The following is a 14628-nucleotide window of genomic DNA, read 5'->3' as shown; positions in this document are numbered from 1 at the left end:
GCCAAAGTTTTTTACGCATCACTTCTGCCTTCGTTGGAAGGATGGCATTTAGGTAAAGCCTTTTGTTTGTAAAACCGGGAAAGGCCTTTCTCAGATTTGGCCTGAAGCAGGTGATACGCTGCACATGTGTAGTCAGGAAGCCTGGTTAGTGCAGGACCTAAGCACCTGCATGGCGTTGGAAGCATCTTTGGCAGGTACAAAAATATGATCATGATAATATGCAGCTACCACATTGCAACTGATGCCGGCGTCCGCCAGGGCCTTGGAAAAAGCAGCTGTTAAGCCTACGGCTTCCAGCGAGGAATGTACTTTTAGTGTAATCCAGGAAAAGACAACTGAATAGGAAATTCCGGCTCCCTCTGCTGCTTCTTTGGGCAAAACTACGGTAAGGCCTTCTCTTTCCTTGAAGCTGAACAAGGCATTATTCATGCCAGTGGAACTTTCCTCCTGGAGTGTGCAAAACACAAACTCTCCGTCGTTCAGCTCAGGTTCCATTTGCAGCAGCAGTACAGCAAGGTTCTTTTCTCCGTATTTATTCATGCTAACTGCATACGTAAGAATCAGCTTCAGGCAGATAAAAGAAATAGGGCAGGAGTTTGTGTATATAAAGTCGTCCGAAACAGGGGGGCGAGTGAAGGCCGCTTTATTGTCCTCAAAGAACCAAGTTAATTCTTCTGTCCTTGTATTGGCTGCTGATTATTTCGCGTTACAAATTATACTGAAAAAAGAACCCTATGTATTTGCTGCGTATAAATACTGATTGTTTTAAGTATATGTACTAGTGTGCTGGAATGGTAGTATATTTGATGGCTATATATAGTCAAAAATTTTACCCTTACCGCTATTGAGGAGAAAGTAATGCACGTGCTGTATTATGTTAAATGGTGTTGAGAATGAACGAATTAGTAATTTTTTATGAAAAGCTGTCCGGCTGTGATATGATCGCCCTGACTCCGATAAATGAAAGGCGCTTCTATTGCCGGTTTTATTCCAATGGAATTTACCTCGACCGAATGTTTGTGACGGATATACGCCTACAGGAAGAACTCATTTTGCACAGCGGGGATGATGAAATGATTGACAAAGACAATGTGTTGCGCCTGAAAAATAAATACGCCAATTTGTCTAAAGCTGCTGGTACAGAGGGCACGTTGGAAACAGCAAGTGATGACGGAGTTTAGGTCAGTCAACAGAGTGTTGTGGTTTTATTGCCACTGATGCCAAACAAGTGCCTTTAAGCCATCTGAAGGTTTCTCTGCTTTTGTGATGAACCGTCAGGAGTAAGTACATCAGAGAAGGCACAAGTACAAAGTTTCTTACCCGCTTTTGCCCACTTACCTCTTTTTTTACCACCTCCTTATATAATTAGCACCTTCTACTTGTTAGCATCTGCTTTTCCAGCAGCAACCTGGTGTAGTGCAGGCGGTCACACCAGCCTTTTGGTGCTTCACTAAGAAAGGTGCCTTCCCCGCAATCTGTTTTGTGACTGTTATATTGTTCGCCAGATGTGAGGCGTATGTAAGGGTTGTGGAAAATTAAATATGGCTTTCAATAAACTTTACCTGCCAGGTATTGTTTTTGAATGTTATAACTTCGAAAGTTTGCAAATTCATGACGCGTAAAGAATACTTTATTATCATATTGATACTGGGGGCTTTGGCAACTATCAGCCCTTTTTCCATAGATATGTACCTGCCGGGGTTCCCGGCAATTGCAGAAGATTTAAATACTTCCATCGCCCAGGTGCAGCTGTCTTTAACCAGTTACCTGGTAGGTATATCTGCAGGTCAACTGCTTTACGGCCCGCTGCTCGACCGGTACGGAAGAAAGAACCCGCTGTACGCAGGCCTGGTTATTTACCTGCTGGCTTCCTTAGGATGCGCATTCACTGATTCTGTAGAATCTTTAATTGCCATGCGGTTCCTGCAGGCATTGGGAGGTTGTGCCGGCATGGTGGCAGCGCAGGCGCTGGTGCGGGACTTGTTCCCGGTGAATAAAACAGCGCAGGCCTTCTCGTTGATAACGCTGGTTATTGCGGTGTCTCCTATGATAGCACCAACAGTGGGTGGCTATGTAACGGCGGCTTTCGGGTGGCATTATGTTTTTATCATTCTGGCTATCATCACAGCGCTTATCCTGCTGAGCATACATTTTGCTTTGCCGGAAGGCAAGCAGCCGGATGCCACCATGTCGCTTCGCCCGAAACCGGTAATAAGCAACTTTTATACAGTGCTTAAGCAACCGCAGTTCCTGGTGTATGCGCTGGTGGGCGGTATTGCCACATCAGCCCCATTTGCCTACATAGCAGGCTCGGCAGATGTTTTTATGAACATTTATAATGTAAGCGAGCAGACGTATGGCTGGATTTTCGCTTTTCTGGCGTTTGCTATGATCGGGTCAACACAGCTGAACCATATCCTGCTGAAGAAGTTCAAGAGCCAGCAAATCATCAATTTCACCCTGTTTTACCAGTCAGCCATCGGTATCGTGTTAGTTGCAGGCACCTGGTATGGCTGGTTTGGAATGTACAGCCTGATTCTGTTGATGTTTATTTTCCTGACAGGGCAGGGGCTAACGAACCCGAATGCGACTGCACTTTCACTGGCGCCGTTCACGAAGCATGCCGGCAGTGCATCCGCCCTGATGGGGAGCTTCAGGATGGCAATGGCCGGAGTGGTGTCAGCTGCAGTAAGCGTGTTCCATAACAGTACGGCCATTCCGATGGTGAGTGTCATGACGGCCTGTGCCCTGGGTGGGCTGGTGGTGCTGACGATTAGCAAGCGCAACGTACGGTATCAGGCAAGCCAGCGGCAAATAGAAGAAGATACCTCCGTGGTGATGTAAGGTGCTGCTCTGGCAGGAACGTTAAAAGGAAGCCCCTGATTTTTCAGGGGCTTCCTTTTTTTATACGATGCAGTGGCTTTTGCCAATTAATATTTGCTGCATATGCTATAAACCGGCAACTTTAGAATATGCGGATGAGCAAGGTTGCAGACCCGGAATTATAATGTGGGTTTTTACTTGCCAGGAGCCAAATTATAACTTCTCACGGGTTATATCACGTACTTTAGAACTGAATTAAAACAGAAAAATGAAGCAACAGGCCCTGATAGGTATGGATATAGGTACTACGAGTACCAAAGCAGTCGCTTTTGATACGGAGGGCAACATGCTTGTCCGTGAAGCCATTGAGTATCCTATTATCAGTACCAGGCCTGATGAAGCGGAGCAGGATCCGGAGGTGGTTCTGAAAGCAGTGCTGGACAGCCTGCGTACTGTTGCTGCAGAACTTGGCAAACTTGGCTACGCATTAGCCGGGGTAAGTTTCAGCAGTGCCATGCATAGCCTCATAGCCTTAGATGAAAAAGGTAATCTGCTTACAAACTGTATTATCTGGGCTGATACGCGAAGCAAGGTGTATGCCACCAACCTGAAGGAAAGCGTGATAGGGCATGATATTTACTTGCATACCGGCACTCCGCTGCACCCGATGTCACCTTTGCCGAAACTGCGCTGGCTGCGCGACCATGAACCAGCAGTCTTTAAAAATGCAGCTAAATTTATCGGCATTAAAGAGTATGTATTTTTCCGCCTTTTCGGGGAGTACAAAATAGACTTTTCGATCGCTTCCGCTACTGGCCTGTTCAACATTTTTACGTTTGAGTGGCACCTGGATTCCTTGGAACTGGCCGGCATCACAAAGGACAAGCTCTCAGAGCCTGTGCCTCCATCGCATATTTTCCGCAACATGAAGCCGGCTTATGCTACGCTGCTCAACATACCGGCTTCGGTTCCTTTCGTGATCGGGGCCAGCGATGGGTGCCTTGCTAATTTAGGCTCTAACGCTGTACGGCCTGGGGATGCTGTGGTCACGATTGGTACCAGTGGTGCGGTGCGGGTAATGGCAAGCGAACCAGCCACTGATATACAGGAGCGTATCTTCAGTTACATTCTAACTCCGGAGCGCTTTGTGCTGGGAGGGGCTGTGAACAACGGTGGTGTGGTGCTGCGCTGGTTCCGCGACAATTTTTATCAGGCAGAAGCAGCGCTTGCGCAGCAGGAAAACACAGAGATATACGATCTGCTCAACGAGAAGGCTGCTGCTGTGCCAGCCGGTGCTGATGGTTTAATTTTCCTGCCGTACCTGCTGGGGGAGCGCGCTCCAATCTGGGACCCTTCGGCACGGGCCTGTTTCTTCGGTGTGCACTACAATCATACCCGCGAGCACTTCCTGCGGGCGCTCATGGAAGGAGTGATGTATAATGTGTACAGTGTTGGCAGGGCGTTGGAACAAACCACAGGTCCCATTTCTGCCATTTATGCGAATGGCGGTTTTTCGCACTCAGGTGTATGGGTGCAGATGCTGGCCGACATCTTCAACAAAGAAGTGCACCTGACCGACACCCACGAAGGTTCGGCTTTCGGTGCCGCCATTATGGGCATGCAGGCTTTAGGCCTTCTCAACAACCTGGAGGACGCCGCTGCGATGATCAGAGTGAAGCAAACCTTTGTGCCTGACCCGAAACTCCACGCCCGTTATATGCAGAACTTTTCACTGTTTAACGAACTCTACCCAAAGCTCAAAGACTGCCTTCATAAGGCTGCACACCATAAAGGCATATAAAAAGTACAGGATATAAATTTAAATCTATATATTCAGACATAGCATGTTGTAGACTGATGGTTAAAGAACTGCAGGCAGACTTATAAACTCCTAAACTATGTCACTTTTTATTGTTCTACTTGGTGTTGTTGCGCTCCTTGTACTGACGCTTGTTGTGCGGATAAATGCCTTCATTGCCTTGGTGCTGGTGGCGCTGGGTGTAGGTTTGGGAGAAGGAATGGCCGTGCAGGATGCTCTGGCATCGTTGCAAAAGGGGATAGGAGACACGCTGGGATCACTTGTGCTGATACTGGGATTTGGTGCTATGCTGGGAAATCTGTTGTCGGAGAGTGGCGCTGCCCAGCGGATCACGTACGGCCTGATAAAGCGATTTGGTAAGCGGAACCTGCAATGGGCAATGGTGCTGACCGGTTTTATTGTAGGATTGCCCATGTTCTACAACGCGGGTTTCGTGGTGATTATGCCCCTGGTTTTTGCCGTTGCCATATCTGCCAAACTGCCGCTGCTGTATGTCGGCATTCCGGCTGCTGCTGCGCTTTCGGTGACACATGGCTTTCTGCCGCCACACCCCGGACCTACCGCCATTGCAGTTATATTTGAAGCCGACATTACCCTCACACTGCTCTACGGCCTTTTACTGGCTGTGCCTACTATCGTGGTGGCGGGGCCCTTTTTCACCCGCTTCCTGAAGAAGATCAAAACTGCTCCGCCTCAAAATCTCTTTGTCCTGAAACCCCTTTCTGAAGAGGAAATGCCTGGCTATGGAATAAGCGTGTTTACTGCCCTTGTACCAATAGCATTGATGGCTGTTTCTGCTGTACTGTCTATCGTGTTGCCTGCTGCATCACCTGTAAGGCGGCTATTTGAGTTTATAGGAGACCCGGTGATGGCGCTTCTGATCTCGGTGCTGGTGGCTATTGTAACGCTAGGCCTGAACAGAGGAAAAAAGATGCCGGAGGTAATGAAAGTCTGCACAGACTCGATAGCAGGCATTGCCATGATTTTACTCATTATAGGTGGTGGTGGGGCTCTGAAACAGGTATTGGTAGACAGTGGCGTGGGGAATGAAGTAACGGGCCTTATCAGTGGCACTAACTTATCTCCGCTGTTTCTTTCCTGGCTGATTACGGCGCTCCTGCGGGTTTGCCTCGGTTCGGCAACCGTAGCGGCAATAACAGGTGCCGGAATTGCCCTGCCGCTCATTGCCAGCACCGGGGTAAGCCCGGAGCTGATGGTTTTATCCATAGGAGCCGGTAGCCTCATGTTCTCCCACGTGAACGACCCGGGCTTCTGGATGTTCAAAGAATATTTTAACCTGACTATTCCGCAAACCCTGGCGACCTGGTCCATTATGGAAACCCTTGTTTCGGTGCTAGGATTGCTAGGCGTGCTGGCGCTGGAGCCTTTTATTTAGTGTGCCCGTACCAGTATTTTTAAACACTGTGGGTTCATTATGGCCCCTGTTTCGTCACTTTATGAAGTCGTACAGAAGACTGTTTACCTCTTCAGGCTTTTCATGGTGCAGCCAGTGTGTGGCATCATCCAGGAAAATCAGCTGCCCGTTGGTACATTTTTCTATGCTGGGCTGTGCCATGGTGTCGCTCAGGAAGGTGTCTTTTCTGCCCCAGAGCATCAGGGTAGGAACGGTTACCGCACGGGTTATATCCAGGGTGTCGTATTTGTAGGCGCGGTACCAGTTAATCATGCTGGTCAGGGCCCGTGGCTGTTGCCATGCTGCTTTGTAGCGCTCTATATCTGTTCTTGAGAAAGCCCCTTTTTTTGCTGTTGATACCATGCTTCTCTCCAATACCTTAAAGTTGAAGGCTTTGCTGCTTGCCTCTGGCAGCATAGGAAGCTGGAAGAAACCGATATACCAGCTCTTTAAGCGCTGCTTTGAGTTGGTGCGGAGTTCCTCCTGCATGACCTCCAGGTGCGGCATATTCAGGATAACCAGCTTTTCGAGCAGATTGGGGTAGTGTTGCGCAACAGCCCAGGCTACTGCGCCGCCCCAATCGTGCCCTACGAGGTATACTTTCCGGGTAATAACCTGCTGTATCAGATCAGCAATATCATTCATCAGTTGGGAAAGGGTGTATGCTTTTAGTCCCTTCGGTTTGCTGCTGGTGTTGTAGCCCCGCTGATCAGGTGCTATAGCTCGGAAGCCTCTCGCAGCAAAATATTCGAGTTGCTTCTGCCAGCCGTACCAGAATTCCGGGAACCCGTGCAGGAACAATATAACGGGCCCATCCGTGGCGCCTGCTTCTGCTACATGCAAACGGATACCGTTTACGGTGTAATATTTTTCTCTTATATCCATGTTTCATCATACCAAAGAACGGTATCAGAGGATATAGGATACAGCATAGAAAGTATCAGTTGATTATATAGTTGTACCTGTTACTAAGGTACGCTCTTACTTAATTGGCTTAAATAAAAAAAGAGGGCAGCTCACATAGGCTGCCCTCTTTCATTTGTTGGTTGGTGATGGTTGTTTATTTCTTCAGTAGCTTAAAGCTGTACTTTGTGCCATTGTCGATGATGCTGAGCAGGTACAAACCTTTTGCAGTTGCTTTTGCTGTGCTCACGGCGAAATCAACCTGTCCATCCTGCACCTGCGTCTGCTGATCCAGTACTACCTGGCCCATTGCATTAGTCAGCACCAGGCTTACCTGGCGGCTTTCACCACCCTGTGGCAGGCGCACCATTACCTCCTGGCCTTCTGCAAACGGATTAGGGTAGGCAGCAGCTGCCACAACTTTAGCCTCCATATCTACTGCTCTGATATTAGAGTAGGTAGTTGTGCCATCTAAATCTACTTGTGCCAAACGATAATAGCGCGTGCCAAACGCAAGAGTAGCATTATCGGTGTAGCTGTAGCGCTGGGTCACGGAAGAGTTTATTACCTTGCTGTCCACAAAAGCCACTTTGCTGAAGGTCTTGCCATTGGTGGATACCTGCACCTCAAAGCCCGTATTTTCTTTCTCAGATGCTGTTTCCCAGGTCAGCTGAACGCCCTGTGCCTGGCGCTGTGCCCTGAACCAGGTAAGCTCCACGGGAAGGGGGGTATTACGATTCGCCAAAGTATACACTCCATATTTTCTGTCTGCATCAGCCAATTTGTAGTTGTAATAAGAATCTCCTGCTTCAACTTTAGGTAAGAGTTCGTAGGTGTTGTTTATGTTTTTTCTATAAACCTCATACACTGTTCCTGCTGGTTCTGTTAAATTAAAATCTGGAAATGCCAACTCCATGGAGGCTGTAAATTTATCAGTTGCCTGTGCACCTGGAGCAGTAACATAATACTGACGTTCTACAGTACTGTTTTCGAAAGTTGATCCCGTCACACGTTTCACAGTAACAGCGTTTATGTCAGATTGAATATTTGTTATTCTAAGACCAATATTGCCAAAAAGCTGACCTGTGGTTGTTGTAAGGTTTCTTGTGGTTTGTACATTACCTTTGATGTGAGACGTTGCTGTCTCTGCAGATAATATGTCAGCGGTTGAGCCTAAAAATAAAGTGTTCGTATTAGTTTGTAGTACTGTGTTTTCAACCCGTAATACATTACTAACAGTTAGATTGTTAACTAAACTTGAGTTTCCACTCGAAACTGTTAAGTTATGGAACACATCTGTTCCAGCTGATAAAGAAGTTATTGTTTTAGTTAAGCCGTTTCCAGATAGTTCAATGGTGGAACTGTTGGCATTAAAAGTTCCAGCGTTAGTCCAGTTCCCTAAGATTGTGTGTGTAGAACTCTTAGCATTGAAGGTTCCATGGTTTGTAAAGTTTCCTGTTACGTTCAGAGCATTGGCATATGGAACAGTTCCGCTAGCGTTGTTTATAATACCACTATTACGCACATTTCCTTTAATGGAATGTGTGTAATTAGAAGCGCCTGAAGTTTCAAATCTGGCACCGGATTCTAATTCCAGATTACCTTCTATTAATAAGTTAGAAGTAGCTGACTTGATGCCTGTTCCACCCAATATGAGATTATAATAAACGGCAGGAGTAATAGTTTGTGGACCTCCATTATAATAGAAGGATTGGCTATTATGTATAAAATTTGCTCCTGAATTTATTACAAATGCTTTAGAAACGAAGATAGCACCGTTTGCAGTTTTTGATACAGCCGTATTTCCTGAAGCAGGAGTTAGTGACAGGTTATGATAATAAAGTGGTGAGATAAGCTGAGCATTTCCATTATAGTTAATAGTACCTGTTTCACTGTTAAATTCACCAGTACTATTGAAAGCTCCTCCGATGTTAATACCACTGCTGCCGGCATTGATAATACCAGCATTAGTTAAGTTTGCTGTAATGGTGTGTGTACCACTACCAGCATTGAAAGTAATTCCTGATATTATATCAAGGTTATGCGCTACAGAAAGTCCGGATGTAGCAGTTTTTGTGCCTGTACCTGAGAATTGTAAGTTATGGTAGGCCACGCCAGCAGCATCTTGATTTGCTCCATTGTAGTTTACAAGTCCGGTGCCTTGATTGAAGGTGCCACTTACATTATTTATACTGTTAGTAAAATTCTCCCCAATATTAATGTTGCTTGTTTTTGCTTCTATGGTTCCGGCGTTGACAAGGCTTTTTACTATGGTGTGATTTAGCGCTAGTGCATCAAAAGTAACTTCAGAGTTCACTGTTAGGTCACCCCTGATAGCAAGCCCCGTTGTGCCATCAGCTTTTGCCGCAGGAGTCTTAACGACTGGTCCAGTAGTATTAGCTGGTTTACTGAGAATCAAATTACCGTACCTGTTAGAGGCTTCGGACTCAGTATCAGTATTACCTGCTATTGCGTAGAAATTAAATATGGATTGATTTGTACCATTATACTCAATAGTACTAGTGGAGCTAATATTATACAAAATCTTTGAATGGTCAAGGGAGGTAACATCTTGGTTCTGACCAACACTGCTGATCTTAGATATAGCACCTGAAACAACTAAATGACCGTTTGCACCTAACTGCAAAGCGGCTCGCTGTTTAGGTGTTCCGTTTGCAATCTCGAACTTTAGGTCAATCAATGTTAGCTTTCCTGTTCCAGCACTTCCAATGTGAATTCGGCCACCAGTAGGGCTATTACCTGTTTTACCTGCTTCTATTGTAAGTGTATGGCATGTGTTTTCTTGAGTGTTAACAGTAACAGTATGGCCTTGCTTGATTATAACAAAATCAATTGAGCTAGGTAATTCTGATGTTGCGCTAGTATTGCTGCCGTTACCTTGAATTACCCATGTGCTGGTTTCATGCCAATTACCATTAGTAGCGGAAAGAAATGTTTTCTGCCCAAAACTACTAAAACTAAGCAGCAGCATGCTTAGCACCAAAAGCGTCGTTTGTTTCTGAATTCTGCCGCATATGCTTCTGAATGCAACAGTGGCAGTTTGAGCCCGTAAGAGGGGTAGGTTAGAAATGTAAAAGTTTTTCATAAAATAATTTAGGGGTTAAGGGTGACTGCGTTCTTACTAGGGGGAGTTGTTTTCTTTGTACTTTTTTGACAATACTTATCCTGTGCAAAAACAGGATGGTTTTTGCTTTTTTGTAGATAATGCTGCTTGTTTAAGAGTTTTCCTTCCTAAAGGGCAATAGCTTTCCTGTTGCTATATTTTGCAGCATTTATCAATTGGTAATATTTCCTGATAGTTTATCTAATAGACCTTTGTTTGATTAATTGTATATAGTTATGTAGCAATATTACATATAAGGTATATTAAATACTAAGGCTTTATTAGGAAAAATTTTAAAAAGTTAAACTTTGATATTGGTATAAGACAATAACAGGTGTTATTTGATTATTAAAATTTAATGAAGGAAACAATCAAAAGTTAATTAACACGCTTCGTACATAGGATTTAGTTAAGTCTGAATTGCTTTGGGTTTTTGATGGATTCTCATTTTTTAGAGGACTTTAAAAGTGTCTCTTTGTGGCTACTTGAAGCAAGTGTATGGCCGTTCTCAAGTCCTGGAAAACAGTGGTGAATTTTACTTTTAATGATATGGAGGCTGCCGTAGTTTTAACTTGATGCGGTGTCTGCTTTTCTGGCTCATGATGAAGCTGTCTGCTGAAGACAGCTTCGTTCGGAGCAGGAGTTTTTTCCAGATAGAGCACAGCCTGGCCGCAGGCTTGCTGTTGCACCTGCAAAACTATGTGTAATGTTAAGGTTGCCTTGAACACACGCTCCCTGAGTATAGGAGACAGAACAATCCTTTCATACTCTTCTCTTTTCATATCAAACCAGAAAAGACTGGATGTCCCGAAAAGGCACACTGGCACGAACCCCTAAGCTTCTGAGTTTCGGCTGCTCAACCTGTTTCCAGGCCATACCTCATTGATGTTTGGCAACCTTAGAAATATTTAGTAATATGTTCCCAAATGCAAAAGGAACTTTTCAGGATGATGTCGTCTTACATGGTTATTGGCATAAAGGCTTTTTCCCTTAAAGTTTTATGATGTGTAAGTAGTTGATCCTGTATGGCTTTTGACTGCTTGTGCTTCAAGCTACATGTGGAGGCTCAACTGCGTGCTGCAGGTTAAGGCATTGTGTGTAAGCTGCGTTCAGCAGTTGATATTTTTTAATCAGATAACAGAACCATAAACATTTTTTACGCATGAACAGACGCGTAGTAATTAGGAATATGGCGCTTGCCGTTACAGGTCTGGTGCTTTTGCCAGGCTGCGACCTCAGCAGCAAAAAAGCAACAGCGCAGGAACTGCAGCCATACCTTTCGCCAAGCCAGGAGGGGCTTTTAGCACATGTGGTCGACACTATCATTCCGGCCACTGATACTCCTGGTGCCAAAGACCTGAATGTGCATCTCTTTGTCCAGAAAATGGTGACGGATTGCTATGAGAAGGAAGCGCAGGAAAATCTTGTGAAAGGATTAGAGTCCCTGAAAGCAAAGGCCGATAAAAAGCATGGTAAGGCCTTTGATGCCTGCAGCACAGACGAACGCATTGCCCTGCTGCGAGAGATGGAGCAGTCAGGCGATGCAAGTGAGACTGAGTTCTATAAAATGGTAAAAGGACTTACTGTCCGGGGCTACATGAATTCTGAGTACGTGATGATGAACCTTACCAATTACCAGGCAATCCCCGGCCACTACTATGGTTGTGTTCCTGTTGATTCAAAATCCCTTTCTTAATACAACATGGCAAATTTAGCGATAGACGCAGTTAAAGATATGACCTATGATGCCATTGTGATAGGCTCTGGCATCAGCGGTGGCTGGGCAGCAAAAGAACTGACCGGGCATGGCCTTAAGACGCTTGTGCTCGAGCGAGGCAAGGATGTAAAGCATATAAAGGATTATCCCACCACCACCAAAAACCCCTGGGAGTTTGAGCACCGGGGGCAGTTACCGCTTGAGGTTGTAAAGCAAAACCCCATTGTGAGTAAGTGCTATGCTTTTTATGAGGGTACCGAGCACTTCTTTGTGAAAGATGCCGAGCATCCTTACGTGCAGGAAAAGCCGTTCGACTGGATTCGTGGTTATCAGGTGGGCGGCAAGTCTCTGCTGTGGGCGCGACAGACGCAACGCTGGAGCGATTTCGATTTTGAAGGCCCGGCCCGCGACGGCTTTGCCGTAGACTGGCCTATCCGATATGCCGATATTGCGCCATGGTACAGCTACGTAGAGAAGTTTGCCGGTATTTCCGGTAACAGAGACGGTATACCGCAACTGCCGGACGGTGAGTTTCTGCCGCCGCATGAAATGAACTGTGTGGAAACTCACTTCCAGAAGCAGGTGGCGCAGAAGTACAAGGACCGCCAGGTAATCATGGGGCGCGCTGCACACATTACCAAGCCACAGCCCATCCACCTGGAGCAGGGCAGGGCACAATGCCAGCACCGTACCATCTGCGAGCGCGGCTGCCCGTTTGGCGGTTACTTCAGTAGCAATGCCTCCACTATACCCTGGGCAGCCCGGACAGGTAATCTGACACTGCGCCCGGATTCGGTGGTGCATTCCATTATCTACGATGATGAAAAAGGCAAGGCAACGGGTGTGCGGGTAATAGATGCCAACACGAAAGAGGTGATGGAATTTTATGCCAAAATCATTTTTGTGAATGCCGCAGCACTTAACACGAACCTCATCCTGCTGAACTCTACCTCAAAGCGCTTCCCGAACGGCTTGGGCAACGACAATGGGCTGATGGGCAAGTATGTTGCCTTCCACAACTATAAGGCAAGAGTATCTGCAGACTATGACGGCCACCTGGATTCTACCACCGACGGACGCAGGCCGAACAGCCCTTATATACCGCGCTTCCGGAATGTGTACAAACAGGAGACTGATTTCCTGAGGGGCTATGCTGCCGGCTTTAGCGCCAACCGTAAAAGTGTTACGAACCAGGATGGACTGGGGGAGAGCCTGAAAAACAGCCTGCTGAACCCTTCTTTGGGTGGTTGGTCTGTAGGTTCGCATATGATGGGCGAAACGATACCAAAGGAAAGCAACTATGTTGCCCTCGATACGACCAAGAAAGACCCCTACGACATGCCGCAGCTTCGCATCTCTGTTGCCTATGATGAGAACGACCAGAAAATGACAAAAGATTACCTGGAGCAGATGACGGAGATGTTCACGAATGCAGGCTTTACCAACATTCAGGCAATAGACTCTGATCGGGCTCCCGGGCTGGATATACACGAAATGGGGGGCGTGCGAATGGGTAAAGACCCGAAGACTTCCCTGCTGAACAAGTGGAACCAGCTGCACGAGTGCAAGAACGTGTTCGTGACAGACGGTGCCTCAATGACCTCTACTTCTACACAGAACCCATCGCTTACTTACATGGCACTTACTGCCCGTGCAGTAGATTATGCTGTTAAGGAAATGAAGAAAATGAACCTGTAGTAGCACTAAATCAAAGTACCAGGTAAAGCAGAAAAGCCAGCGGTGTGTATCGCTGGCTTTCCTGTTTATCGGCGTGGGTATTTAGTCTGGCTCCTAGAAACCTGTCGTTTCAGCGGATCTAATAAATAGTTTAAGCCGTTTGTTTTGATTTCGAAGATGGTTGCGAGTTGCATTCCCAGTTTCCCCGGAGGGAAGCCTTCCCGGTAGAACCATTCGAGGTAGGAGACAGGAAGGTCACATAATACTGTATCCTTGTACTTGCCAAAAGGCATTTTAACCTTTACCAAATCAAGCAGGATGCTTGGGTCTGGTCGCGTAGAATCAGCCATACTTTTTTATTAATTGCTGAGTTAGAAGGTTTGGTAGTTAAGGCTTTGTCATTTCAACATGGTCGATACCATCCTCGTCATATACCTCGCCACTCTGTATAAAGCCAAACGCGTTATAGAACTTCTCGGCGTAAAGCTGCGCACCAATTTTGATGGGGCCGGTGCCGTATAAAGCATAGCATTCGGCTATGGCTATCTCCATCAACTGCTTCCCAACCCCTGTGCCTCTCACCTCCGGACTGGTTACTATCCTGCCTATCGACATTTCGTTGGGGTAAGACACCCCTGGTGGTACCAGGCGGGCATAAGCCACCAGTGTATGCTGGTTGTAGAGCAGTATGTGGTGGCACTTCTGATCTTTATTATCCTGATCCAGGAACACACAGTTTTGCTCTACCACAAACACATCACTTCTTAACCGAAGCATCTCATACATTTCATGCGGTGTAAGGGCGTCAAAACTTTTGCTAACTTTAGTAAGCGTCATTTTATTGGTAGATTATGAATTCTTATGTCTGCCTGATTTAAAACCTTTCTTAGTGGCTGCTGCGCAAATCTTTCAGTGGGCTATAGGACAAAGCTTATTTCAGGAGACAAAGGTAATTTAGTTTAAACTAAACCGGCCCCTCAATAAATAAATTTTGGTTGTGGCCTACAATGTATGATGCGGGAATAGGTATGGCAGCAAGGGTGTTGATAGGAAGTTATGTGCGAGATAACTATCCAAGTAAACTGCCCCTACTGCCACAGTATGAAGGTAGTCAAAAACGGCGTAAAGCGCACGGGCAGGCAGAACTTTCT

General features: G+C 46.2%; 13 protein-coding genes. 7 read left to right on the top strand and 6 right to left on the bottom strand.

What is annotated here, in order from left to right; genetic code table 11:
- Window positions 1-132: 132 nt before the first annotated feature.
- Window positions 133-540, bottom strand: a complete 408-nt coding sequence (locus ACYVB1_RS18565) for an ACT domain-containing protein (protein ID WP_460925303.1) — start codon at window positions 538-540, stop codon at window positions 133-135.
- Between the two features lie 353 nt (window positions 541-893).
- Here ACYVB1_RS18565 and ACYVB1_RS18560 point away from each other — a divergent pair, with 353 nt between their 5' ends.
- From ACYVB1_RS18560 to ACYVB1_RS18545, 4 genes are all read left to right on the top strand, one after another.
- Entirely contained in the window at window positions 894-1181 is a 288-nt protein-coding gene (locus ACYVB1_RS18560; RefSeq protein WP_460925302.1) for a hypothetical protein, read from the top strand.
- A 430-nt stretch (window positions 1182-1611) separates the two neighbouring features.
- Window positions 1612-2844 carry a Bcr/CflA family multidrug efflux MFS transporter gene (locus ACYVB1_RS18555; protein WP_460925301.1) on the top strand — a complete coding sequence of 411 codons (1233 nt, stop codon included), beginning with the start codon at window positions 1612-1614 and terminating at the stop codon, window positions 2842-2844.
- Window positions 2845-3091: 247 nt separating this feature from the next.
- A complete protein-coding gene (locus ACYVB1_RS18550; RefSeq protein WP_460925300.1) occupies window positions 3092-4624 on the top strand; it encodes a gluconokinase in 1533 nt (510 codons plus the stop codon).
- Between the two features lie 97 nt (window positions 4625-4721).
- Window positions 4722-6038 carry a gluconate:H+ symporter gene (locus ACYVB1_RS18545; protein WP_460925299.1) on the top strand — a complete coding sequence of 439 codons (1317 nt, stop codon included), beginning with the start codon at window positions 4722-4724 and terminating at the stop codon, window positions 6036-6038.
- A gap of 54 nt (window positions 6039-6092) precedes the next feature.
- On the opposite strand, the gene ACYVB1_RS18540 is transcribed toward ACYVB1_RS18545, so the two are convergent.
- The 3 genes from ACYVB1_RS18540 to ACYVB1_RS18530 all read right to left on the bottom strand — a co-directional run bounded on the left by ACYVB1_RS18540 (window position 6093) and on the right by ACYVB1_RS18530 (window position 10865).
- Window positions 6093-6941 carry an alpha/beta fold hydrolase gene (locus ACYVB1_RS18540; RefSeq protein ID WP_460925298.1) on the bottom strand — a complete coding sequence of 283 codons (849 nt, stop codon included), beginning with the start codon at window positions 6939-6941 and terminating at the stop codon, window positions 6093-6095.
- 175 nt (window positions 6942-7116) lie between these two features.
- Window positions 7117-10065 carry a T9SS type A sorting domain-containing protein gene (locus tag ACYVB1_RS18535; RefSeq protein WP_460925296.1) on the bottom strand — a complete coding sequence of 983 codons (2949 nt, stop codon included), beginning with the start codon at window positions 10063-10065 and terminating at the stop codon, window positions 7117-7119.
- Between the two features lie 479 nt (window positions 10066-10544).
- The gene (locus ACYVB1_RS18530; RefSeq protein ID WP_460925295.1) at window positions 10545-10865 is read right to left on the bottom strand and encodes a hypothetical protein; all 321 of its coding nucleotides are present in this window, start codon (window positions 10863-10865) and stop codon (window positions 10545-10547) included.
- A 380-nt stretch (window positions 10866-11245) separates the two neighbouring features.
- Here ACYVB1_RS18530 and ACYVB1_RS18525 point away from each other — a divergent pair, with 380 nt between their 5' ends.
- Together ACYVB1_RS18525 and ACYVB1_RS18520 are read left to right on the top strand one after the other, a co-directional pair.
- Entirely contained in the window at window positions 11246-11779 is a 534-nt protein-coding gene (locus ACYVB1_RS18525) for a gluconate 2-dehydrogenase subunit 3 family protein (protein ID WP_460925294.1), read from the top strand.
- A gap of 6 nt (window positions 11780-11785) precedes the next feature.
- Complete coding sequence (locus ACYVB1_RS18520) at window positions 11786-13498, top strand: GMC oxidoreductase (protein ID WP_460925293.1); 1713 nt, start codon at window positions 11786-11788, stop codon at window positions 13496-13498.
- Window positions 13499-13563: 65 nt separating this feature from the next.
- Here the strand turns inward: ACYVB1_RS18520 and ACYVB1_RS18515 are convergent, their stop codons facing one another.
- Complete coding sequence (locus ACYVB1_RS18515) at window positions 13564-13827, bottom strand: DUF3820 family protein (RefSeq protein ID WP_460925292.1); 264 nt, start codon at window positions 13825-13827, stop codon at window positions 13564-13566.
- 37 nt (window positions 13828-13864) lie between these two features.
- On the bottom strand, window positions 13865-14314 hold the full coding sequence (locus tag ACYVB1_RS18510) for a GNAT family N-acetyltransferase (protein ID WP_460925291.1): 450 nt from the start codon (window positions 14312-14314) through the stop codon (window positions 13865-13867).
- A gap of 219 nt (window positions 14315-14533) precedes the next feature.
- On the opposite strand from ACYVB1_RS18510, the gene ACYVB1_RS18505 reads away from it, so the two are divergent.
- On the top strand, window positions 14534-14628 hold a 95-nt coding region (locus ACYVB1_RS18505), incomplete at its 3' end, for a transposase-like zinc-binding domain-containing protein (protein WP_460923686.1).

Source organism: Pontibacter brevis (assembly GCF_054779655.1).
The sequence above is the reverse complement of the archived record's forward strand: the minus strand, read 5'-3'. Positions and strand labels throughout refer to the sequence as shown.

Coding starts and splice junctions, on each gene's coding strand:
- ACYVB1_RS18555 (WP_460925301.1), top strand. CDS start 1,612: ATGACGCGTAAAGAATACTTTATTATCATATTGATACTGGGGGCTTTG.
- ACYVB1_RS18515 (WP_460925292.1), bottom strand. CDS start 13,827: ATGGCTGATTCTACGCGACCAGACCCAAGCATCCTGCTTGATTTGGTA.
- ACYVB1_RS18540 (WP_460925298.1), bottom strand. CDS start 6,941: ATGGATATAAGAGAAAAATATTACACCGTAAACGGTATCCGTTTGCAT.
- ACYVB1_RS18530 (WP_460925295.1), bottom strand. CDS start 10,865: ATGAAAAGAGAAGAGTATGAAAGGATTGTTCTGTCTCCTATACTCAGG.
- ACYVB1_RS18525 (WP_460925294.1), top strand. CDS start 11,246: ATGAACAGACGCGTAGTAATTAGGAATATGGCGCTTGCCGTTACAGGT.
- ACYVB1_RS18545 (WP_460925299.1), top strand. CDS start 4,722: ATGTCACTTTTTATTGTTCTACTTGGTGTTGTTGCGCTCCTTGTACTG.
- ACYVB1_RS18560 (WP_460925302.1), top strand. CDS start 894: ATGAACGAATTAGTAATTTTTTATGAAAAGCTGTCCGGCTGTGATATG.
- ACYVB1_RS18550 (WP_460925300.1), top strand. CDS start 3,092: ATGAAGCAACAGGCCCTGATAGGTATGGATATAGGTACTACGAGTACC.
- ACYVB1_RS18520 (WP_460925293.1), top strand. CDS start 11,786: ATGGCAAATTTAGCGATAGACGCAGTTAAAGATATGACCTATGATGCC.
- ACYVB1_RS18565 (WP_460925303.1), bottom strand. CDS start 540: ATGAATAAATACGGAGAAAAGAACCTTGCTGTACTGCTGCTGCAAATG.
- ACYVB1_RS18510 (WP_460925291.1), bottom strand. CDS start 14,314: ATGACGCTTACTAAAGTTAGCAAAAGTTTTGACGCCCTTACACCGCAT.
- ACYVB1_RS18535 (WP_460925296.1), bottom strand. CDS start 10,065: ATGAAAAACTTTTACATTTCTAACCTACCCCTCTTACGGGCTCAAACT.